Genomic DNA, 21,796 nt, shown 5'->3' on the forward strand with positions numbered 1-21,796 from the left:
GTCGTAAATTTGATGTGCACCAAATTTTTATGCAAATGTTAAAAAAAGGATCCAAACTATATAGTATTTTAACAGGAACCTGCCCCCGTTGCAATCAGGAGAGCATGTATATTGACAAAAACCCTTATCACCTTAGCAAGGTTTATAAAATGCATGAAAATTGCAGCCACTGCGGACTGCATTATAAAATTGAGCCTTCCTTTTTTTATGGTGCCATGTATGTTAGCTATGCACTTGGTGTGGCATTTAGTGTGGCAGCGTTTATAATATCATATGTTTTTATAAAAACAGATTTAAAAACATCTTTCTTTGCCATTATTGGCACCCTTGTTGTTTTTATGCCGATAATCATGAGGCTTTCCCGAAATATCTGGATTAACTTTTTTATCAGCTACCGTAAAGACTGGGATAAACTGCCTAAACCTTAAAGCGCGTAAAGTTAACTGCCTTAGGTATTTCTTTGCCTTCTACAACCGATTCATATAATAGTTTAGCCATATATGGGCCGAGCATAACTCCGCGCGTACCTAAACCGTTTAGCAGGTGAAGCCTTTTATGCTTTACATGAGTTCCTATAAGCGGCTTCCTGTCCTTAACCGTTGGCCGAACCTCTGCAAGGTGGCCGATAATTTCATAACTGCAAGTTATAATTTCCTCCAGCTTTTCCTTTAATTCCTTTTTACCCTGTTCGGTAGGAAAAACTGTTTTATCATCCCACTCATAAGTTGCACCAACCTTATAAATATTATTGCCTACAGGCAGTATAAAAATACCTGCATTAACCGCAACATCCAGTTTAAGTTCAGGAGCTTTAATTATTAGCAGCTCTCCTTTGGTACCATCTAAAGGAAGGTTGGCAAAATAGGGGTTTGCATGCAGGCCAAAACCCTCGGCAAAAATTATGTGGGAAGCTTTTATGCCTTTATAAGACACAAAATCATCTCCAAACTGTAGTGCTTTATAGTCAAAAGTTTCATTTTTAAGGCAGCCATTAGCATCAAGATGGTTTTGATAGGCATTGATAAAAGCCATAGTATCCATATATCCTGTACCGGCAACCCTGCCAAAACCAAAAGGGGATGTAAGCCCTGTATATTTTGTATGAATGACTTCTGTTATCAAAAAAGGGCTAAGCGCCGGTTTATCAGCAGCTTCAAACCAGGTGTTCTGCTCCTCAATTGTAGCGAAACGCCTGTAAATTGGTAACTGATGCATAAAAACAGTGTCCAGCCTTTTTTCAATAGCATCATAAAAAGGCAGCATATATTCCCGGTGCAAAGCAGCATCGGCTGGAAGGCTGAAACGCTTTAAAATTACAGGATTGTAAAGCCCGGCTGCAACTCCTGTAGCGTTGTGCGATGTATCGCTGATAAGCGTAAATGTTTTTCCATGCAAAAAGGCAGTTTCGGCAAAACATAAACCTGCAAGCCCGCCACCAACAATAATAAAATCTTTCATGCGGCAAAAATAAAAAACTCTTACCGTAAGGGTAAGAGTTTTTATAATTTATAAGGTTACATAACTAGTAATTCCACATGTCCTGCTCAAAATTACGTATTTTGTCTTTAATACGTTCAGCCTCTAAAAGCTGCATTTGTGCATTTTCTTTCATGTAGTCTTCAATAAGCCTGTCACCATAAACGTTATCTTCTTTTACAATAACAGCACTAAAACGCCTTGAATTCAGCAAATGGTCAAATGATATTGGTGCAGAAGAATTTCTTTCATTGAAAGCCTTTGCATTATGCAAAACATCCCTTGCTGCCGGGAAATATACCCAGAACAACTCGATAGGCTCTGCATCGGCACCCATCCTCATTTTAGTAAGCGCATCTACAGCCATAGGGCAAATTCCCTGTATCCTGTATTTAAGCTCACCCTGCCTTTTATCAAAATACCATGTTCCCACAATTTTATATTTGGAAACATCGGCAGCTGTTACTTCCGAAGTAGTATAATGCTCATCGGTTAATACACCGCTGGCTTTTAATTCACTCTCGGTTTTACCAGGATTTTGGTTCATAACGGTTGTACCGTAATCATTAAGTTCCCTGTAATTAAATGTTTGGGAAATATCCTCAGAACCAATTTTGGTAGTAAAATAAGAGTCACTGTAAACTTCGGTTATCTCGCCGTTTTTAATTGCGTTAGTTAAAACGCTGAATAGCGATCTTCTTCCATCACCAAGGTTATCTTCAATAGGGAAGTACATAGGAAAGTTTATCCTTTGGTCAAGGTCAATAACCTCCCATATCCTTTTTGAAAATAATATATCCCTGTCACCCACATAACCATATGGCAGCGGATTGTCGTTATCAGACATTTCCTGCTCAAGGGTTTTTTTACCTATTTCATCCGGTGTTTTGGCATTAAGCAGGTTAGACTGTGCAAAAGATGGAACCATCCCTGCCATAATTAAAGCCGCAACTAATAAATTTCTGCTATTCATATTTACTTTTTAACTATAAAAGAAAAACGCTCTTTTAATTTGATTATTGTACCTCCCAGCTAAATGAAGATGAAGGCTTAACAATATAATTTACACCAGTGATGTTAGATTTAATGTTTGTTATAACAATCATATCACCCCTTGAAGCTTTAGATATAGCCTGACGGGCTTTTTCATTAAACCTGTTACCTTCACATATTATACCAGGGTTACCAGGAACATAAACCTCAAATGATTTTACTGTTGTACTGATATCGAATACGAAATCAGGGAATTCAATATTTACAGTAGAAGACATAAGGTCGTTTTTGTTACCTTTTCCAGAACCTGACATACCCCTAAGTGTAGGTGAAGGCCTTGGAATTTCCCTGATGTTAAATGTTTTCTTGTCAACAACAGTTTTACCATCAGGTAATTTACCTGTTACAGTAACTACTGCAGAAGTACCCGGAACAGATGTAACATTCCAGTTATACTGACCTTGTTTAGAACCTTTACGCAGTCCTGGTGCAGAAGCTGTAACATCGCTGTCAGCAATACCAGCAAATGAAATAGTCATAGGGTTTTCAACACCACGATAAACTGAGTTCATTTTATCAGCAGAGATTGTAGCTGACTGAGGCCTTGGAACTACTACATAAGTACCTTCAAAATCCAACGGAACTTTTTTACCGTCCTCAAGGAAGTTAAATTTACCTTTAATTGTCTGTTCACCTACAGAACCAGCATTAAGCTCAATAATAGCCTGTCCTGTAGCAGGATCAATTTTACCAGGCCCTTCAAAAGAAACTGGTTTTGTATTCTCGTCATACCTACCTAGTACAACTTTACCTGTAACTTTTTCACCCTGGAAATAAGCATTTTTATCAAGTACAACAATGGCTTTATATTTATTCATTGAAGTAGCTTCAATAGCCGCTTTACCAAGAGCAAGGTTATATACGTTAGCCTCAATTACCTTAACGTTGTTCTGCATGGCAGTTAATTTTGTTAAAGAAGCAATTGAAGGGAAACCTTTAAAATGATAATCAAGGTATTGTTTCTTTACACCTTCACTATCAACAACATCTGAAGTATTGAATTTATTATCAAGCTCTTTAATGATAGCAATGTATTTCACATCTTTACCTATCGCAGCTTTCATGTCACTTTTATACTTCTCAATGGTAGCGATAATTTCTTTTCCTTTTGGAGAATATCCATCACCTTCAAACCACTTTTCATCAATCATATCACCTTTATCCATTTCTTCATAAGGAAGTTTTCCTTCCTCTCTTTCAATGTCTTTGGTAATATCATTTTTTAAAGTACCAAGGTATGCATAAAACTGATCTGAAATACCTTTGATTTGTTGAGAAAGATTTTTTGCTGCCTCAAAAGATTGATTCTCTGAAGCCTTTGCTACAAGTGCTTCATATAAAGCATTATTATTTTTTATTGCTTCTGTATTAGCAGATTCAAACTGCTCGTTCATCAGTCCAAAAGCGGATAGTACCTCCTTGGACATGTTAAGGGCCAACATGGCGATGAAAACCAGATACATCAGGTTAATCATCTTTTGCCTTGGGGTTAATTTTCCTCCTGCCATTTTCTAATTAGTTCTTTCTTTGTTTTTTAAATTCGGATTATACACTAATTAGGCTCTGTTTCCCATTGCAGAAAGCATACCGCCGTAAACGTTGTTTAGTGAAGCTATATTTTTAGTCATTGCAGCCATTTCAGTCTGTAGCTTAGCAGCATTTTCAGCTATTTCCCTGTTAGCTTCAGCATTGCGTGAAGCACTTTCAAGCTGTACTTTGTATAAGCTGTTTAAAGACTCCATTTGTGCAGCAGCCATAGACATTTCCTCGCTGTACTTTTTCTGAGAAGCTATAGAATCAACTGTTGGAGAAATACCTTTAGCGGCAGATTCAAAGTTCCTGATGCTGTTACCAAGGCTTGACATAAGCTCTCCGTCTATCTTAGCCTCTTTTAAAAGGTTATCAAGTTTTTGGGAAAGAAGGCCTTGTGCTTCAGCAGGATTTTCTTTTTTATCTTTTCTTTTAGCCTCTCCACCTGCTAATTCAGGATATACAAGAGACCAGTCTAATTCTTTCTCCACCGGGTCAAAAGCTGAAAGTCCGAAAATAAGGGCTTCTGTGCTCAAACCAACAATCAACATCAAACTTGCACCTGGCCAGTGCATAAGTTTAAACAACGCTCCGATGATTACAACCGCTGCCCCCATACCATAGGCAAAATTCATAACTTTTTTAGGTAGTGCCATAATAAAAATAATTTTTAGTTTTTAGTTAAGTTAATTTAAATATTCAAAAATTGGTTTTGTTTTTTATTGGTTAGTACCTGTGTTTTGGGTACCCATATAGTTTTGTACTGTCCTGAAGCCTATATAACTCCTTGCAGAATCTGCATACTCCCAATCCCTTGTACTTGTCTGGATTAAGTAAGCAACATCTTTCCATGAACCGCCACGCGTAACTTTCCTTTTATTAGACTGGTCAGGCACGTTAGGATTCATTGTTGAAACGTATTCATAAGCTGCGGCATCATAAGAAGAGTCTGTCCACTCAGCAACGTTGCCCGCCATGTTATAAAGATTGTACCCGTTAGGCTCGAAAGATTTGGCCTCTACAGTATAAAGTGCACCATCGGCAGCATAATCTCCCCTGTTAGGCTTAAAGTTAGCAAGGAAACAACCCCTGTCATTCTTGGTAAAGAAGTTACCCCAAGGATAAGTTGCAGATTGTACTCCTCCCCTTGCAGCATATTCCCATTCAGCTTCGGTAGGAAGGCGGAAAGAGTTTACCTGCAGCCTGCCTTTTCTTTTTTGGTAAGCATTTTTATACAATGTCCTCCATGCGCAAAACGCCTTAGCCTGTTGCCATGTAACACCCACTACAGGATATTCGCCATAAGCATCATGCCAAAAATAATCGTTATGCATTGGCTCATTGTAAGAATAATTAAAGTCTTTAATCCACACAGTACTGTCTGGATAAACAGGCACATTTTCTTTTTTCAGGTATTTACTCCTTTTAGACCTTGTGTCTTTAGATTTATCTTTAGCAGCAGCCTGGATATCCATCCATGAATAACGGAAAACAAGTTTTGAAACGTCAATAGTCCTTAACCCGTTATATGACTCAGAAGCCGGCAAATACATAGAATCCATAACTTCCACATAGTACTCATCCGGGTATTCCTGCGGATCTTTTATAAGTTTAGCCTTTTTATTAAGCTTTCTTCCTGCATAAATATCGTCATCATCAATACCAAGGCTGTAATAGTTATCATACATATATTTATCATACGGAGACTGCTCTTCGCCTTCACCCGCCTGGTCTAAAAACGCATACTCACCTATACCGCCACTTCCCGGTTTTTGCCCCTGTTCATCAGCAAATATAGCAAGCCTTGTCCTGATTGTTGAATCCTGAACCCACTGCACGAACTGTCGGTACTCACTATTAGTAATTTCTGTTTCATCCATATAAAATGAAGTAACAGTTACTGTTTTGGTAGGAGCATCCTGAACGTTTGCCAAATCATCATCAGACTTACCCATGATGAAAGCTCCTCCGGGAACTAAAGTCATCCCGTAAGGCTTTTCAGGCCTCCATTTCTTTCCTCTGACACCTACCAGTTCCCCCCGGTCACTGGATCCACAGCTGATTAAAAATGATAAAGTTGCTGTTAATGCTATGAACTTCTTCATATAAATTTGGGTTATTAGTGTAATTCTATTTTTTAAGGGCGTAAACCTATTTATTTATTTTTAAAAAAACAATTTTTTTAATAAAAAAACCTGAACAAAAAGAAAGTGCTTAAAAACACTGTTAGTAATGCACATTTATCTAACAAATACTTTACATTATGTTTTTTCTTTGTGCTTTCCACCATCTTTCAGGATGTTCATTATTACATGCGCCAAGATAATCTTCATAAGTACATGGTAATAACGTGTTTCTTTTAAGTTTATTATTACCTCCTGATATAAAAGGTATTTCTATCCACCATCTTTCTGTGCGGTCGCTTTTGTAAAACACCATTTCCTCTTCATCTTCCATCGGCACTATATACCGTAGGTATTGTTCTTTGCTGCCAAAAGGGTATTCATTGGAACGGTAATGCACACCTTCAATAAAATACCATATTATCTGGGCAATCAAAACAGACTCCTGCCTTGAATTATTGTGGTTAAAAATGCCGAAAGACGTAACTTTATCACTTATACCGGCATAGCGCGCTAAAGTACAAATTTCTTTGCCATTAAAACCATTCGGTATAAAATTAACAAAGTTGCCTGAATCGCTTGATTTAACCGATGTCATATCTATACTGACAAGGTCGGCATCCCTGAAAACGGGCTCTGCAATGGCTGGGTTATTACACACCTCTCCTAACCTGTAGGCATCAAAATATAATTTTTCAATAAGGTCAATCTCCTCCTGCGCATTATAATAGGTATGGTAACCTATATTACTATAATTAAAAAGGTTATTAGGCTCATCCACAATTATTTTTGTGAGGTATGACTGGGCAGAAATATTTTCATTTTCCTTTCCAAAATCAAATTTACTGTCAACAGAAACGAGGTTTACCATTTGTTCAAGCTGGTCATACCCTCTGTAAGCAGCATAGGTTAAATCCTGAGAGCCACCTATTATTATAGGTATTACTTTATTTTTTACCAGCTCTCCCACAATAGACTTTACAGCATAGTAAGTATCACTGGTATCATTCCCGGGTGCTATGTTGCCCAAATCAGCAATCATTCTTTCCCAGTTGCCGGGATAGAGGCTGTACAACTGTTTTCTTATATGATTAAGGTTAACATGCTCTTTTCTTTCATCCAACCCCCTGTTCTCTAAAACGCCGATTATTGCAACGGATATTTGCTCTATATCCGGAAAATGCCCTTGGGTATAAAACGTAACTTTCCTGCCTAAGGCCTGGCCTGAAAGCCCATCAATAAATTCCTGCATTTCAGCATCAAGAGGTTCTAAAAAATCAAAGCCCATATATTATTTCTTTTTTGCTGTTGCTTTTTTCGGGGCAGCCTTTTTTGCTGTTTTCTTTGCGGGCGCTTTTTCAGCTATCATTTCTTTTACCCTGTCAAGTGTAAGTTTCGCAGCATCCACTTCTTTGCCTAGTTCTATTTTTATTTTTCCTTTCAGTATAACCGAACGGCCCCAGCGGGCTTTTTCTACCTTTATACCTTCTTCCTCCCAGTTATGTATAACCTTTTCACTTTCTTTTTTAAGTTTATCTTCTATAAGCTCAGCTATATCAGCCTGTGAAAGTGCATCAAAATTATATTTTTTGTTCACATTTATAAACATGCCGTTCCATTTTATAAATGGCCCGAAACGCCCTACGCCTTTTTGCACAGGCTCATTTTTATAGGTACCGATTGGTGCGTCTGCCTGCAGCTTTTCCTCAACAAGCTGTTTAGCCCTCTCCGGTGTAACATCAAGCGGGTCTTCGCCCTTGGGCAGTGATATAAATGTTTTGCCGAAACGTACATAAGGCCCAAAGCGGCCATTATTTACCTCCAGTTCTTCTCCTTTATATACACCAAGGCTTTTAGGAAGCTGAAATAAAACCAAAGCTTCATCCAGAGTTATAGTACCTATATTCTGTTCCGGCAGCAGGCTTGCAAATTGTTTTTCATCATCTTCTGCATCACCTATTTGTGCCATAGGCCCAAACTTGCCTAAACGCACGCTCACCGGCTTGCCTGTTTTCGGGTCGGTTCCTAAAATCCTTTCACCTGATTCCCTGTCCGCATTCTTTTCAACATCTTTAACCGTAGGGTGAAAATGACTGTAAAAGTCCTCCATCATTTTAGTCCAGTCCTCATTACCGGAAGCGATTTCATCAAAATCCTGCTCTACTTTGGCAGTAAAGTTATAGTCCAGTATTGTTTCAAAATGATTTACTAAAAAATCATTTACTATCATTCCTATATCTGTTGGCACCAGTTTGCCTTTATCCGAACCTGTTACTTCTGTAAGCTCCTGCGCGGTGATATTACTTGCCTTTAAAGTAAGCTGGTGATACTTTCTTTCCTGCCCTTCAAAGCTGCCTTTCTCCACATAATTCCTGCTTATAATGGTAGAAATGGTAGGCGCATAGGTGGAGGGGCGGCCTATACCCAGCTCTTCAAGTTTTTTAACAAGTGACGCTTCCGTATATCTTGCCGGCGGCCTTGAAAAGCGTTCGGTAGCGGTAATATAGTTATTAATCAATTTTTCATTCACCCTTAAGGCAGGCAGCATACCTTCCTGCTCTACATCCTCCTCGTCATTCCCTTCAAGGTACACTTTTAAAAAGCCTTCAAATTTTAAAACCTCGCCCGAAGCTGTAAATGTTTCTTTATGGCTGTTGGCCTCAATCTTAACATTAGTGCGCTCCAACTCAGCATCGCTCATTTGCGAGGCCAGTGTCCTTTTCCATATCAGGTCATACAGCCTTGCCTGGTCACGGTCAATATTTACGCTGTGGCGTGTCATGTCGGTGGGGCGTATTGCCTCGTGTGCTTCCTGCGCACCTTTGCTTTTTGTAGCATAGTTGCGCGGCTTGCTGTATTCTTTACCGTATGAATTTATAATTTCAGCTTCGGCTGCCAGCATGGCCTCCTGCGAAAGGTTAACACTGTCAGTCCTCATATAGGTAATAAGCCCTGCCTCATAAAGGCGCTGGGCAAGCATCATGGTAACGCCTACAGGAAAATAAAGTTTCCTGGCGGCTTCCTGCTGTAATGTTGAAGTGGTGAAGGGTGCCGCTGCCGATTTTTTGGCAGGCTTTGTTTCCAAATCCGACACCTTATATATAGTACCTATATTTTGGTTTAAAAAATCCTGTGCCTGCTCCTTTGTAGAAAAGTTTTTGGGCAGCTTAGCTTTAAATGTCTTTCCTGCCTCGTTGGCAAATTCAGCACTTACAGAATAAGTAGCCTCCGATTTGAAATTTTGTATTTCGCGCTCGCGTTCTACTATAAGCCTCACAGAAACCGACTGTACACGTCCTGCTGAAAGGCCGCTTTTAACTTTTTTCCATAACACCGGAGAAAGTTCATACCCAACAAGCCTGTCTAAAACCCGGCGGGCCTGTTGTGCATTAACAAGGTTATAATTTATGCTTCTGGGGTTTTCAATGGCTTTTTGAATAGCCGTTTTTGTAATTTCATGAAAAACAATACGTTTGGTTTTTGCATTATCCAGTTTAAGTTCTTCCGCCAGGTGCCAGGCTATGGCTTCTCCCTCGCGGTCTTCATCACTTGCCAGCCAAACTGTATCGGCAGATTTAGAAAGATCCCTGAGTTTTTTAACCAAAGTCCTTTTATCGGCAGAGACTTCATATTTTGGCCTGAAACCATTTTCCACATCCACCCCTATTTCTTTAGAAGGAAGGTCGGCTATATGCCCGTAACTGGATTCAACCTGAAAGTCTTTTCCTAAAAATTTCTCTATGGTTTTTGCCTTGGCAGGCGACTCAACAATCACTAAATTCTTTGCCATCATACGTTTCTTTGGTCGCAAAAGTATAGGATTTTTTTAATATTTGGTTTTGCAGCATTTAAAAATCAGGTTTTTTTGCACAACATTAACCTTTAAAACACACTGTTGCTTGCAGGGATTTTATTATATTTAGAATTCTAAATCTTTATAAGTACTAAACATATGAGAAATTTAGAAATAAAATTACTGTTGCCATACAACTGGTACCATGCCCGCCGCATAAAAATATATGACAGTAACAAAAAATTGCTTGCAAAAATTGCGCACTGCGAACATCTGTCAGTACAACTGGATGACGAATGTGACAGCGTTATTATCCGTATTGATTTTATTAAATCTGTGATACAGGTACCCAAAGGTGAAAATGACTTATTTTTGGCTGTGTTTATGGATTTTCGTGATAAATTTCCTCATAAATATTTTGACATATTAAAAAGAAACTGTGTAACAGGACGTTTTATGGGTGCAGAACAGTTCGACAATTTCAATATTTCATTCTACACTAACAATATTGAGTACCTGCCCGTTTCAAAAGTTGACAATCCATCAGTATTTTTAGGATTGCTTATATCTGCCTCCCTAGTCATAACTTCAATAATACAGCAAAGCAACCCGCACCAGCACCTTATATTTTTCATTGGTGCTGTCAGCATTATATCTTTATCTATGCTACAAGCAGAAAGAAACAAGATACGGTTATACGATTATAAAAGCCGTATTATTGCTACAGCCCTTTTATTTGTGCTTGCCTTCCTATTTCTATCCCCGTCATTTGCAATAAATATGTTTTTCTTTATCATAATCACACTATATATATTACGTGTAATTGCGAATTTAAAGACATTAAAAACCGCATAAACAAATATGCCAACTTGTCATATTTCTCAAATTAAATAGTATCTTTGCCAATTCAAAAAAGCACTACAGCTGTTGAATTATGAAAAAGGTAATTGAAGAAAACAAGCAGGGCCAAAGCCTTGTTTTAGAGCAGAAAGAAGGAAATACAAAAAAACTTTTTATAGAAAGCTATGGCTGCCAGATGAATTTTTCTGACAGCGAAATTGTAGCTTCCATACTTGCCAACCAGGGCTTTAATACTACCCAGAATATTGAGGAAGCCGACCTTGTACTGGTTAACACATGCTCTATACGTGATAAAGCCGAGCAAACTGTACGCAAAAGGCTCGAGCAATATAATAGCATTAAAAAAATTAACCCCGGCATGAAGGTGGGGGTACTTGGCTGTATGGCCGAACGCCTGAAAAGCAAATTTCTTGAAGAGGAAAAAATTGTGGATATGGTTGTAGGCCCTGATGCCTATAAAGATATACCCAACCTGTTGAAAGAAGTTGATGAAGGCCGGGATGCGGTTAATGTTATCCTATCCAAAGACGAAACGTATGGCGATGTAGCACCTGTGCGTTTAAACAGTAATGGTGTTACCGCTTTTGTATCTATAACACGCGGCTGCGACAATATGTGTACTTTTTGCGTGGTACCTTTTACCCGTGGGCGGGAAAGAAGCCGCGAGCCACAAAGTATAATGGAAGAAATTAAGCAGCTTTGGGATAATGGCTATAAAGAAGTTACCCTTTTAGGCCAAAATGTTGACAGCTACCTTTGGTATGGCGGCGGGCTTAAAAAGGATTATGAAAAAGCATCGGAAATGCAGAAAGCCACTGCGGTAGATTTTGCACAGCTACTGGATATGGCAGCTACGGCATTCCCAAAAATGCGTTTTCGTTTCAGCACTTCCAATCCGCAGGATATGCACCTTTCGGTTATAGAAGTTATGGCCAAACACCATAATATATGTAAATATATACACCTGCCGGTACAATCGGGCAGCACCCGCATATTAAAAGAAATGAACCGCCAGCACACCCGTGAGGAATATATGGAGCTGGTTGATAACATATACCGCATAATACCTGAAATATCATTATCGCAGGATATGATAACAGGCTTTCCTTCGGAAACTGAAGAAGACCATAAAGACACGCTTTCACTTATGGAATATGTAAAATATGATTTCGGTTATATGTTCGCCTATTCCGAAAGGCCGGGCACGCTTGCCGCTCGCAAAATGGAAGATGATGTGCCGGAGGAGGTTAAAAAACGCAGGCTGCAGGAGGTGGTTGACCTTCAGCAGAAAATGGCATGGGAGCGCACACGCCGCTTTTTAGGCCAGGTAGTGGAAGTATTGATAGAAAAAGAATCCAAACGCAGCAATGCACACTGGAGCGGGCGCAACTCCCAAAACACTACAGTGGTTTTCCCTAAAGGTGATTATAAAAAAGGGGAATTTGTAAACGTAAAAATAACTGACTGTACATCGGCAACACTTATTGGTGAAGCTGTGGGGTATAGTGATATGAACTAACTTTTAATAGTATGGCACGTAAAAGGCGTTTCCCAGGAGTACCTACATTTGATAAATTAATTATTCCAACTTTACAAGCTCTTCAGAATTTAGGTGGTTCAGGAACTATTGAAGAAATAAATTCAGAAGTATACGAAATAACGAAATTACCAGAAGAGATATTACAAATACCTCATAAAGAAAATGGCAATATTAGTAAAATTGATTATCGATTAGCATGGAGTAGAACATACCTAAAAAAATATGGTCTTTTAGAAAATTCTTCTCGGGGTGTTTGGGCACTTTTAAAACCTGATATTAATATATTAGATATTAACCCAGAAGAAATAAAAAATTCAGTTCGCAAACAAGCAATCCCAAACGAAGTTAAAAATTTATTAAAATCTAAAAACCATGTTGAAGATGAAGTTGAAGATGAAGTTGAAGAGACTGAAGAGTGGAAAGAAAAATTATTAAACATATTATATAATATCTCTCCATCTGCATTTGAGAGACTATCCCAAAGGATACTACGAGAAAGTGGATTTTTCCAGGTAGAAGTAACTGGAAAATCCGGCGATGGTGGTATTGACGGAAAAGGTATTGTAAGAGTAAGTGGTCTTTTAAGTTTTCATGTTATTTTTCAATGCAAAAGATATAAGGGCTCAATTAATCCAAGTCAAATAAGAGACTTTAGAGGAGCAATGCAAGGAAGAGCCGATAAAGGTTTATTTATCACAACTGGAAATTTCACACGTGAAGCGCTTAAAGAAGCTACCAGAGATGGTGCTCCTCCAATAGATTTAGTTGAAGGAGACCTATTATGTGAAAAATTAAAGGAATTGAATTTAGGAGTTACAACAAAAATTGTAGAATCCATAGAAATTAATAAAGATTGGTTTTTAAATCTTTAAAGAAAAATGCATGGAAAGTGTACAAGCCATAAAACAACGTTTCGAAATTATAGGAAATGACCCTAAGCTGAACCGTGCCATTGAAAAGGCGATACAGGTGGCTCCTACCGATATTTCGGTTTTGGTTACAGGGGAAAGCGGTGTAGGTAAGGAAAGTATCCCTAAAATTATACATGCCCTTTCGCACCGCAAGCATGGCAAATACATAGCCGTAAACTGTGGTGCAATACCTGAAGGCACTATTGATAGTGAACTTTTCGGGCATGAAAAAGGAGCTTTTACAGGGGCTACATCTACCCGGGAGGGTTATTTTGAAGTAGCCGATGGCGGTACCATTTTCCTTGATGAAGTAGGTGAATTGCCTTTAACCACACAGGTAAGGCTTTTAAGGGTGCTTGAAAACGGCGAGTTTATAAAAGTGGGGTCCAGCCAGGTACAAAAAACAAATGTGCGCATAGTGGCTGCTACCAACGTAAATATGTTTGACGCAATTGAGAAGGGTAAATTTCGTGAAGACCTGTATTACAGGCTAAGCACTGTAGAAATTATGCTTCCGCCATTACGTGAAAGAAAAGATGATATACACCTGCTGTTCCGTAAATTCTCATCAGATTTTGCACATAAATATAAAATGCCGCCTATAAAACTTGATGACGATGCAGTACAGCTACTGCTTAAGTATCGGTGGAGTGGCAATATAAGGCAATTGCGTAATATTGCGGAGCAAATTTCGGTTTTGGAAACCAATCGCAATATATCATTTACCGCACTCCGCTCCTATTTACCGGAAGAAGGCAGCAACCTTCCGGCAGTTGTTAAGGACAAAAAGCCTGAAAGTGATTTCAGCAATGAAAGGGAAATACTGTATAAAATCCTTTTTGATATGCGCAGCGACCTTAACGACCTGAAAAAGCTGACAATGGAACTTATGCAGAACGGCAACACTAATAAGGTGCAGGAATCCAACAAAAGCCTTATCCAGCGCATTTACGGCAATCCTGATGAAGCCGGCAGAGGGTTTGAGGAAAGGCAGCATACTGAAATGCTTGCACCACCTCAGCCTGTGGTTCGGCAGGAACAACCGGTTCTAAGCCATGATGACGAAGATGAAGACGACGGGCATTACCTTTTTGCCGAAACGGTGGAGGAAGAGGAAAACCTCAGGCTGGACGAAAAGGAAATTGAGATGATTAAAAAAGCCCTGGAACGCAATAAAGGAAAACGCAAAGCCGCCGCTGATGAACTGGGAATATCAGAAAGGACTTTATATAGAAAAATTAAGCAATATGACCTTTAATAAAGGTATTACAATGAAGATATTTAAATTAGCATTGGTGGCAACTGTGGCTTTTATGCTCAACAGTTGCAGTATATATAATTTTACAGGCACAGGGAAAATAGATGCCGAAACTTTTCAGGTAAATTTTTTCCAGAACAATGCTGATATTGTTGAGCCCGGTATAGAAAGGACTTTTACCATAAGGCTGCAGGAACTTATACAGAACCAAACCAACCTGAGCCTTACCAATACTAACGGCGATTTGGTTTATGAAGGTGAAATTGTGGAATACAGGGTAACCCCTATGACAGCAACTGCCGACCAGAGGGCCGCACAAAACAGGTTTACCATAGCTGTAAATGTAAGGTTTACCAATAAAAATAAAGAAGCTGATAATTTTGAAAAGCGTTTTAGCTTTTACCATGATTTTGAAGGCAACGGACTTCCTACAGGGCAAATACTATCCACCGCACTTGAGGAAATATTTGAGCGTATAACACAGGATATATTTAATGAGTCGCTTGCTAAGTGGTAAACCATAAAATAAATAGTATTGAACACTAAAGATTATACATACCTGCTTAACAAGCCCTACTCGTTAACCGAAAGGCAGTCATTGGAACTGGAAGGCATACTTTCAGAATTTCCATACCTGCAAAGTGCACGTGCCATTCGTTTAAAAGGGCTTTATAACCAGGACAGCTTTCGTTATAACCTTGAATTAAAAAAAACTGCCGCTTATACTACCGACCGTACCATCCTGTTTGACTTTATAACGTCTGAACAGTTTATAAGTATCCAAAAAGACTTTTTTGAAGAAAAAGAAAAATCACTAAGCCTTATTAATGTTACTGACAGTGAAATTATAAAGCCTGAGCCACAGCCTGCCGCAAGCAAACTTGAAGAGTCTATAAAGCTTTCTATAAAAGAAGCTGACAGTAATGAAAAAGCAGTTACTGCTAAGGAAGAAGAAAGGGAGGCAAGCCTGGCAGAAGAAACGGCACAAAAGCTGGGAACCGGGAAGCCTTTACAGTTCAGTAAAAATGAAAAACATTCATTTGCCGAATGGCTACAGCTATCAAAGCTTACACCTGTTGAGCGTAACAGCGAGCCCGAAAAGCCTAATCCAATTGACAGGAAAATGGAACTGATTGACAGGTTTATAGAAATAAACCCTAAAATAGTACCCGATAAAAATACCCCGGTTACGCCGGTAAACATTAATAAAAATAATGAGGACACCTCATTCCTTATGACAGAAACACTGGCAAAGGTTTACCTGGAACAAAGAAAATATCAGAAAGCGATACAGGCTTATGAAATATTAATTTTGAAATATCCGGAAAAAAGTGTTTTCTTTGCAGACCGTATTTCAGATATAAAAATTTTACAACAAAATAATAATTAAACAAATGGGTCAATTTACAATATTTCTGGTACTTATAACAATAGTTAGCTTTTTACTGGTTGTGGTAATAATGGTACAAAACCCTAAAGGAGGCGGATTATCATCTACACTTGGCGGTTCCCAAATGATGGGCGGCGTGCAAAAAACAACCGACTTTCTTGATAAAAGTACCTGGACTCTTGCTGCTATATTAATGGCATTAATATTATTGTCAACCCTTAGCTTTTCAAATAAGCTTGGTACTGATGACCAAAAACTGATTGATGAGTCTGCCGCGCCTGCCGCTACAACACCGGCACCAAGCACACCTGCGCAGCCGGCTACACAAACGCCTGCTCCTGCACAGGAAGAACAGCCACAAAATTAATTTTTACAATAAATATATAAAATGCCAGCCTGTCAGTTGCTGGCATTTTTTATTGGTAAAAATTGTCAGTTTTTTTAATTGGCATAATTTCTGAAAAAAGTGAGGTGTCTAAATTTATAATTTATAACAATAAATAAAAAAGTACTATGGCTTTAAACATTAAACCGCTTTCAAACCGCGTTCTGGTAGAACCGGTTGCTGCAGAAACACAAACTGCTTCCGGAATTTTTATTCCTGATACTGCTAAGGAAAAACCACAAAAAGGTATAGTGGTAGCCGTGGGTAACGGTAGTAAAGATTATGAAATGACCGTTAAAGTGGGCGACACTGTTTTATATGGCAAGTATGCAGGAACAGAATTAAAATTTGAGGGTAAGGATTACCTGATAATGAAAGAAGACGAAATTTTCGCAGTACTGTAATTTGAGTTTAATTATTAAATCCTAAATTAAAATACAATGGCTAAAGAAATAAAATTTGATATTGAAGCACGCGATGGTTTAAAGCGCGGTGTAGATGCATTGGCAAATGCTGTAAAAGTAACCCTGGGGCCTAAAGGGCGTAATGTTATCATCAGCAAATCGTTTGGTGCGCCAACCGTAACTAAAGACGGTGTATCTGTTGCAAAAGAAGTAGAGCTTGAAGATGCACTTGAAAACATGGGTGCACAAATGGTGAAAGAAGTAGCCAGCAAAACCAACGACCTTGCAGGCGATGGTACAACTACTGCAACAGTGCTTGCACAGGCAATAGTGAAAGAAGGACTTAAAAACGTTGCTGCCGGAGCTAACCCAATGGATTTAAAAAGAGGTATAGATAAAGCTGTTGAAGCTATTATTAACGACCTTGCCAAACAAACTAAAGAAGTGGGTACTGCTACCGAAAAAATTAAGCAGGTTGCTTCTATCTCTGCCAATAATGATGATGCTATAGGAGAACTTATTGCAACCGCATTTGATAAAGTAGGCAAAGAAGGTGTTATAACTGTTGAAGAAGCCAAAGGAACAGATACCTATGTTGATGTTGTGGAAGGTATGCAGTTTGACAGAGGCTACCTATCGGCTTACTTTGTAACCAACTCAGAAAAAATGGAAGCTGAACTTGAAAGGCCCTACATTTTACTATATGACAAAAAAGTATCTTCAATGAAAGACCTGCTTCCGGTTCTTGAGCCGGTAGCGCAATCCGGCAAGCCATTATTAATAATTGCTGAAGATGTGGATGGTGAAGCACTTGCCACCCTTGTAGTTAATAAATTAAGGGGTGCACTTAAAATTGCTGCTGTTAAAGCTCCTGGCTTTGGCGACAGGAGAAAAGCGCTTCTTGAAGATATTGCTGTGCTTACAGGTGGTACTGTAATTGCCGAAGAGCAGGGATACACGCTTGAAAATGCTACGCTTGATATGCTGGGTACCTGCGAAAAAGTAACTATTGATAAAGATAATACTACAATAGTAAACGGTGCGGGCAGCGAAGAAAACATTAAAGCGCGTGTTAACCAGATTAAAGCGCAGATTGAGTCAACAACTTCTGACTATGACAGGGAAAAACTACAGGAGCGCCTTGCCAAGCTTGCAGGTGGTGTAGCCGTACTTTATGTGGGCGCAGCTTCTGAAGTTGAAATGAAAGAGAAAAAAGACCGCGTGGATGATGCACTACACGCTACAAGGGCGGCAGTTGAAGAAGGTATTGTTGCCGGTGGTGGTGTTGCATTACTAAGGTCGAAAAAAGCACTGGCCGACATTAAAACTGAAAATGCTGATGAAGCTACCGGTGTGGCTATAGTATCGCGCGCAATTGAATCTCCATTACGCACAATTGTTGAAAACGCAGGCCTTGAAGGCAGTGTGGTTGTAGCAAAGGTTGCCGATGGCAAAGACGATTTTGGTTACAATGCAAAAACAGATGAATATGTGGATATGCTTTCAGCAGGTATTATAGACCCTAAAAAAGTAACACGTGTAGCTCTTGAAAACGCTGCATCTGTTGCAGGTATGATACTTACTACAGAGTGTGCTTTGATTGATATTAAAGAAGACAGCCCTGCAGGCGGAATGCCAATGGGTGGCGGAATGCCTGGCATGATGTAATATCAAACTGATATAAAGAAAAGGAGCGTTATAAACGCTCCTTTTTTATGCTCGATTATCAAAGACCAAAAGCAAATAAAAAACCGCATATTAAATATGCGGTTTTTTTTATTAAGATTCGGTATTGCCTTTCGGCTCATTACCATCTTTTCTATTATCATGCCTTGGCGGCCTTTGTCCATCCCTTGGCGGACGGTTGCCCCTGTCCTCTCTCGGAGGGCGGTTCTCATCCCTCGGAGGTCGGTTTTCGTCCCTTGGCGGGCGTGGCAGCAAAGCTTTCCTTGACACTTTCTCCTTGCGTGTTTTAGGATCTACACCAATATATTTTACATCAAATACATCTCCTAAATTCACTACATCCGAAACGTTTTCAGTACGCTCCCATGCAAGTTCAGAAACATGCAGCAATACTTCGTTGCCGGGTGCTTTTACATATTCAACAACAGCACCAAAGTCAAGCATTTTTATTACTTTAACGCTATAGGTTTCACCTACTACCGGCTTAAATATAATGGAGTCAATTTTATTAAGTACAGCCTGCATTCCTTCAGGGCTTGTACCCAATATCTCAACTTCACCCATATTATCAACCTCGTTAATAACTATTGTGGTACCTGTAGCTTTTTGCAGTTCCTGTATAACTTTACCACCGGGGCCAATAAGTGCACCAATATAATCACCCGGTATGGTAACTTTAACCATTTTAGGCGCATGGCGTTTTACTTCTTGCCTTGGCTGTGCAATTACCTCGGTAAGTTTGCCCAGTATATGAAGGCGGCCTTCGCGTGCCTGCTCAAGCGCCTTTTCCATTATCTCATAGTTAAGGCCCTCAATTTTAATATCCATCTGGCAGGCAGTAATACCATCTTCAGTACCTGTAACTTTAAAGTCCATATCACCCAGGTGGTCTTCATCACCTAAAATATCAGATAATACAGCCCATCTGCCTGTCTTATCATCAGATATAAGCCCCATGGCTATACCTGAAACCGGCTTAATCATTTGTATACCCGCATCCATAAGTGCAAGTGTACCTGCACAAACAGTAGCCATAGATGATGAACCGTTAGATTCCAGTACTTCTGAAACAATACGCACTGTATATGGCGTTTCGGCTGGTATCATGTTTTTAAGTGCACGTTGTGCAAGATTACCATGCCCTACTTCGCGCCTTGAAGTTCCCCTTAACGGTTTTGCTTCACCGGTAGAGAACGGTGGGAAATTGTAGTGAAGGTAAAACTTCTCTTCTCCCTGTTCAGATGGAAGGTCGATTACATTGGCCTCGCGGGAAGTACCTAAAGTAACCGTAGCCAAAGCCTGGGTTTCACCCCTTGTAAATAGTGCCGACCCATGTGTTGAAGGAAGGTAATCAACCTCACACCAAATCGGGCGTATCTCATTTGTTTTCCTGCCGTCAAGGCGGATGCCCAAATCAAGTATTACATTCCTTACCGCCTCTTTTTGCGATTTGTAAAGGTATTTATTGATTAAGTCGCCGTTTTCAAGCAGTTCTTCCTCGGTAAAAGCAGCAAGTACTTCTTCTTTTACCAAAGAGAATTTTTCTGAACGCTCATGTTTTGCAGAGCTTTCTTTTGCAATGGCAAAATACTTGTCATAAGAAAGTTCATAAACTTTTGCGCTTATGGCTTCATCCTGCCTTTCTTCTTCATAAGTCCTTATTTCCTTGCCTATGGCAGACCTAAGTTTTTCCTGTGCAGCTATCTGGGCTTTAATGGCATCGTGGGCAAATTTAATAGCCTCAACCATTTCCTTTTCAGATATCTCCTTCATTTCACCCTCTACCATTGCAATAGAGTCGCTGGAAGCTCCAATCATCATATCTATATCCGATTCTGCTAATTGCTCCCTGCTTGGGTTGATGATAAGCTGCCCGTTTACCCTGCCCACACGCACTTCAGATATCAGTGTATGGAAAGGCACGTCAGACACTGCAAGCGCAGCCGAAGCGGCAAGACCTGCAAGTGCATCAGGCATAATACTTTCATCATGCGACATTAACTGTATCATTACCTGTGTTTCGGCATGGTAGTCGTCCGGGAAAAGCGGGCGAAGCACGCGGTCAACCAAACGCATGGTTAATATCTCGCTGTCGCTTGGCCTTGCCTCACGCTTAAAAAAGCCTCCGGGAAAACGGCCTGCTGCTGCAAACTTTTCGCGGTAATCTACTGTTAATGGTAAAAAGTCAATGCCGGGAGCGGCAGTTTTGGCAGATACCACTGTAGCAAGCAGCATGGCATCGCCCATACGCACTACTACAGAGCCATCTGCCTGTTTTGCCAGTTTCCCGGTTTCAATTGAGATGGTTCGCCCATCTCCGAGATCAATGATCTCCCTTGTAACGTTAGGAATCATAAAATCCAATCTTTTGATTAAACAATGGGTTCATTAAGTTAGTTGTGTTGTTGTAGTTGTTGTTGTGTAGTCAATAAACCCAATGAAAAACCAAAACTTTTTTTAACTGCAATACTGCAAATCCTTAAAACAAAAAGAGGCGCGCGGGCACCTCTTTTCATCTCGATTATTTTCTGATGTTCAATTCTTTTATAATCTCACGATACCTGTTGATATCTTTTTTCTTCAAGTAGTCAAGAAGGCTCCTCCTTTTACCTACCAGCTTTACAAGTGAGCGCTCTGTGTTATAATCATGACGATTTTTTTTAAGGTGCCCTGTAAGGTGGTTAATCCTGAATGTGAATAAAGCAATCTGGCCTTCTGCAGAACCTGTGTTGTTTGCAGTACCGCCGTGCTTAGCGAAAATTTCCTGTTTAACTTCTTTAGTCAAGTACATGCCAATATTATTTAAATAATTTTTATGTATAATCAGGTCTTTCCTGATTGGGTGCAAAGGTAATTAAATTTTCTGTTCCTGCAAGCAGTAAAATTACAAAGTTAAAACAGCTTGGCCACTTCAGCATTCACAAACTCTAAAAAGCGTTCATCCTGCTCGGTAAAGGCATCAATTACATTAGAATCTATATCTATCTGCCCCACATTTTTACCCTCTACAAAAAGCGGCACAACAATTTCCGATTTAACGCTTATGCTGCATGCTATATAATTATCCTGGGCAGTTACATCGGGCACTACAAAATTTTGATTGGAAACTGCTACCTGTCCGCATATGCCTTTGCCAAACGGTATAACGGTATGGTCGGTAGGCTCACCTGCATAAGGGCCAAGCACCAGTTCCTCCTTATCGCCATTCCTGAAATAAAACCCTACCCAGTCATAATAATCTATATTATCCTTAAGCAGGTGGCATAATTGTAAAAGTTTCTCGTCCCTAAGAGTATTGTCGTGATGAAGTATATCGGTTACTTTAGGCTTTAATTCTTCAAATGTCATGGTTAACGAATTGTTTACGCAAAAGTATTTATAAAGGC

General features: G+C 39.6%; 20 protein-coding genes. 10 read left to right on the top strand and 10 right to left on the bottom strand.

The genetic code is table 11. The annotated features are described in order from the left end of the window. The first annotated feature begins 35 nt into the window (after positions 1-35). Positions 36-428: a DUF983 domain-containing protein gene (locus GSF09_RS06445; RefSeq protein ID WP_159800125.1), complete on the top strand. Its 393-nt coding sequence runs from the start codon at positions 36-38 to the stop codon at positions 426-428. Here the strand turns inward: GSF09_RS06445 and GSF09_RS06450 are convergent. The 7 genes from GSF09_RS06450 to topA form a co-directional block, all read right to left on the bottom strand. Next, positions 418-1,458 carry an FAD-binding oxidoreductase gene (locus GSF09_RS06450; RefSeq protein WP_159800126.1) on the bottom strand — a complete coding sequence of 347 codons (1,041 nt, stop codon included), beginning with the start codon at positions 1,456-1,458 and terminating at the stop codon, positions 418-420. The two genes, GSF09_RS06445 and GSF09_RS06450, sit on opposite strands and share 11 nt — an antisense overlap. Before the next feature lie 64 nt (positions 1,459-1,522). Beyond that, the gene (gene gldN, locus GSF09_RS06455) at positions 1,523-2,449 is read right to left on the bottom strand and encodes a gliding motility protein GldN (RefSeq protein ID WP_159800127.1); all 927 of its coding nucleotides are present in this window, start codon (positions 2,447-2,449) and stop codon (positions 1,523-1,525) included. A gap of 43 nt (positions 2,450-2,492) precedes the next feature. Then, on the bottom strand, positions 2,493-4,037 hold the full coding sequence (gldM, locus tag GSF09_RS06460; RefSeq protein WP_159800128.1) for a gliding motility protein GldM: 1,545 nt from the start codon (positions 4,035-4,037) through the stop codon (positions 2,493-2,495). Positions 4,038-4,085: 48 nt separating this feature from the next. After that, positions 4,086-4,718 carry a gliding motility protein GldL gene (gldL, locus tag GSF09_RS06465; RefSeq protein WP_159800209.1) on the bottom strand — a complete coding sequence of 211 codons (633 nt, stop codon included), beginning with the start codon at positions 4,716-4,718 and terminating at the stop codon, positions 4,086-4,088. A gap of 60 nt (positions 4,719-4,778) precedes the next feature. Continuing rightward, on the bottom strand, positions 4,779-6,164 hold the full coding sequence (gene gldK, locus GSF09_RS06470; protein ID WP_159800129.1) for a gliding motility lipoprotein GldK: 1,386 nt from the start codon (positions 6,162-6,164) through the stop codon (positions 4,779-4,781). Positions 6,165-6,315: 151 nt separating this feature from the next. Continuing rightward, positions 6,316-7,470 carry a formimidoylglutamase gene (locus GSF09_RS06475; protein ID WP_159800130.1) on the bottom strand — a complete coding sequence of 385 codons (1,155 nt, stop codon included), beginning with the start codon at positions 7,468-7,470 and terminating at the stop codon, positions 6,316-6,318. A gap of 3 nt (positions 7,471-7,473) precedes the next feature. Beyond that, on the bottom strand, positions 7,474-9,972 hold the full coding sequence (topA, locus tag GSF09_RS06480) for a type I DNA topoisomerase (protein WP_159800131.1): 2,499 nt from the start codon (positions 9,970-9,972) through the stop codon (positions 7,474-7,476). Between the two features lie 162 nt (positions 9,973-10,134). Between topA and GSF09_RS06485 the strand changes: the two genes are divergently transcribed. The 9 genes from GSF09_RS06485 to groL all read left to right on the top strand — a co-directional run bounded on the left by GSF09_RS06485 (position 10,135) and on the right by groL (position 18,392). Continuing rightward, positions 10,135-10,830 carry a hypothetical protein gene (locus tag GSF09_RS06485; RefSeq protein ID WP_159800132.1) on the top strand — a complete coding sequence of 232 codons (696 nt, stop codon included), beginning with the start codon at positions 10,135-10,137 and terminating at the stop codon, positions 10,828-10,830. 79 nt (positions 10,831-10,909) lie between these two features. Continuing rightward, positions 10,910-12,355 carry a tRNA (N6-isopentenyl adenosine(37)-C2)-methylthiotransferase MiaB gene (miaB, locus tag GSF09_RS06490; protein WP_159800133.1) on the top strand — a complete coding sequence of 482 codons (1,446 nt, stop codon included), beginning with the start codon at positions 10,910-10,912 and terminating at the stop codon, positions 12,353-12,355. A gap of 11 nt (positions 12,356-12,366) precedes the next feature. Beyond that, positions 12,367-13,248, top strand: a complete 882-nt coding sequence (locus GSF09_RS06495; RefSeq protein ID WP_159800134.1) for a restriction endonuclease — start codon at positions 12,367-12,369, stop codon at positions 13,246-13,248. Between the two features lie 10 nt (positions 13,249-13,258). Further along, complete coding sequence (locus GSF09_RS06500; RefSeq protein ID WP_159800135.1) at positions 13,259-14,545, top strand: sigma-54-dependent Fis family transcriptional regulator; 1,287 nt, start codon at positions 13,259-13,261, stop codon at positions 14,543-14,545. Between the two features lie 13 nt (positions 14,546-14,558). Beyond that, the gene (gene lptE / locus GSF09_RS06505; protein WP_159800210.1) at positions 14,559-15,062 is read left to right on the top strand and encodes an LPS assembly lipoprotein LptE; all 504 of its coding nucleotides are present in this window, start codon (positions 14,559-14,561) and stop codon (positions 15,060-15,062) included. A gap of 18 nt (positions 15,063-15,080) precedes the next feature. Then, positions 15,081-15,935: a tetratricopeptide repeat protein gene (locus GSF09_RS06510; RefSeq protein ID WP_159800136.1), complete on the top strand. Its 855-nt coding sequence runs from the start codon at positions 15,081-15,083 to the stop codon at positions 15,933-15,935. 4 nt (positions 15,936-15,939) lie between these two features. Beyond that, the gene (secG, locus tag GSF09_RS06515) at positions 15,940-16,302 is read left to right on the top strand and encodes a preprotein translocase subunit SecG (RefSeq protein WP_159800137.1); all 363 of its coding nucleotides are present in this window, start codon (positions 15,940-15,942) and stop codon (positions 16,300-16,302) included. Between the two features lie 146 nt (positions 16,303-16,448). Beyond that, positions 16,449-16,724 (top strand): co-chaperone GroES, encoded by a 276-nt coding sequence (groES, locus tag GSF09_RS06520; RefSeq protein ID WP_159800138.1) that lies wholly within the window; start codon positions 16,449-16,451, stop codon positions 16,722-16,724. Between the two features lie 36 nt (positions 16,725-16,760). Then, positions 16,761-18,392 (top strand): chaperonin GroEL, encoded by a 1,632-nt coding sequence (gene groL, locus GSF09_RS06525; protein WP_159800139.1) that lies wholly within the window; start codon positions 16,761-16,763, stop codon positions 18,390-18,392. 111 nt (positions 18,393-18,503) lie between these two features. Here groL and GSF09_RS06530 read toward each other — a convergent pair whose 3' ends face one another. From GSF09_RS06530 to GSF09_RS06540, 3 genes are all read right to left on the bottom strand, one after another. Continuing rightward, positions 18,504-20,765: a polyribonucleotide nucleotidyltransferase gene (locus GSF09_RS06530; RefSeq protein WP_159800140.1), complete on the bottom strand. Its 2,262-nt coding sequence runs from the start codon at positions 20,763-20,765 to the stop codon at positions 18,504-18,506. 166 nt (positions 20,766-20,931) lie between these two features. After that, complete coding sequence (gene rpsO / locus GSF09_RS06535) at positions 20,932-21,201, bottom strand: 30S ribosomal protein S15 (RefSeq protein WP_159800141.1); 270 nt, start codon at positions 21,199-21,201, stop codon at positions 20,932-20,934. A 101-nt stretch (positions 21,202-21,302) separates the two neighbouring features. After that, a complete protein-coding gene (locus tag GSF09_RS06540; RefSeq protein WP_159800142.1) occupies positions 21,303-21,758 on the bottom strand; it encodes a GAF domain-containing protein in 456 nt (151 codons plus the stop codon). Between the last annotated feature and the right edge of the window lie 38 nt (positions 21,759-21,796).

It is taken from the genome of Flavobacterium sp. MK4S-17 (genome assembly GCF_009848495.1).
Classification (GTDB): Bacteria; Bacteroidota; Bacteroidia; order Flavobacteriales; family Flavobacteriaceae; genus Flavobacterium.

What these genes read in the sequence shown, in the direction of transcription:
- GSF09_RS06495 (WP_159800134.1), top strand. Translation starts at nt 12,367, where the DNA reads ATGGCACGTAAAAGGCGTTTCCCAGGAGTACCTACATTTGATAAATTA.
- GSF09_RS06540 (WP_159800142.1), bottom strand. Translation starts at nt 21,758, where the DNA reads ATGACATTTGAAGAATTAAAGCCTAAAGTAACCGATATACTTCATCAC.
- GSF09_RS06530 (WP_159800140.1), bottom strand. Translation starts at nt 20,765, where the DNA reads ATGATTCCTAACGTTACAAGGGAGATCATTGATCTCGGAGATGGGCGA.
- topA (WP_159800131.1), bottom strand. Translation starts at nt 9,972, where the DNA reads ATGGCAAAGAATTTAGTGATTGTTGAGTCGCCTGCCAAGGCAAAAACC.
- gldK (WP_159800129.1), bottom strand. Translation starts at nt 6,164, where the DNA reads ATGAAGAAGTTCATAGCATTAACAGCAACTTTATCATTTTTAATCAGC.
- GSF09_RS06475 (WP_159800130.1), bottom strand. Translation starts at nt 7,470, where the DNA reads ATGGGCTTTGATTTTTTAGAACCTCTTGATGCTGAAATGCAGGAATTT.
- GSF09_RS06450 (WP_159800126.1), bottom strand. Translation starts at nt 1,458, where the DNA reads ATGAAAGATTTTATTATTGTTGGTGGCGGGCTTGCAGGTTTATGTTTT.
- lptE (WP_159800210.1), top strand. Translation starts at nt 14,559, where the DNA reads ATGAAGATATTTAAATTAGCATTGGTGGCAACTGTGGCTTTTATGCTC.
- rpsO (WP_159800141.1), bottom strand. Translation starts at nt 21,201, where the DNA reads ATGTACTTGACTAAAGAAGTTAAACAGGAAATTTTCGCTAAGCACGGC.
- gldM (WP_159800128.1), bottom strand. Translation starts at nt 4,037, where the DNA reads ATGGCAGGAGGAAAATTAACCCCAAGGCAAAAGATGATTAACCTGATG.
- groES (WP_159800138.1), top strand. Translation starts at nt 16,449, where the DNA reads ATGGCTTTAAACATTAAACCGCTTTCAAACCGCGTTCTGGTAGAACCG.
- GSF09_RS06445 (WP_159800125.1), top strand. Translation starts at nt 36, where the DNA reads ATGTTAAAAAAAGGATCCAAACTATATAGTATTTTAACAGGAACCTGC.
- secG (WP_159800137.1), top strand. Translation starts at nt 15,940, where the DNA reads ATGGGTCAATTTACAATATTTCTGGTACTTATAACAATAGTTAGCTTT.
- miaB (WP_159800133.1), top strand. Translation starts at nt 10,910, where the DNA reads ATGAAAAAGGTAATTGAAGAAAACAAGCAGGGCCAAAGCCTTGTTTTA.
- gldN (WP_159800127.1), bottom strand. Translation starts at nt 2,449, where the DNA reads ATGAATAGCAGAAATTTATTAGTTGCGGCTTTAATTATGGCAGGGATG.
- GSF09_RS06500 (WP_159800135.1), top strand. Translation starts at nt 13,259, where the DNA reads ATGGAAAGTGTACAAGCCATAAAACAACGTTTCGAAATTATAGGAAAT.
- GSF09_RS06485 (WP_159800132.1), top strand. Translation starts at nt 10,135, where the DNA reads ATGAGAAATTTAGAAATAAAATTACTGTTGCCATACAACTGGTACCAT.
- groL (WP_159800139.1), top strand. Translation starts at nt 16,761, where the DNA reads ATGGCTAAAGAAATAAAATTTGATATTGAAGCACGCGATGGTTTAAAG.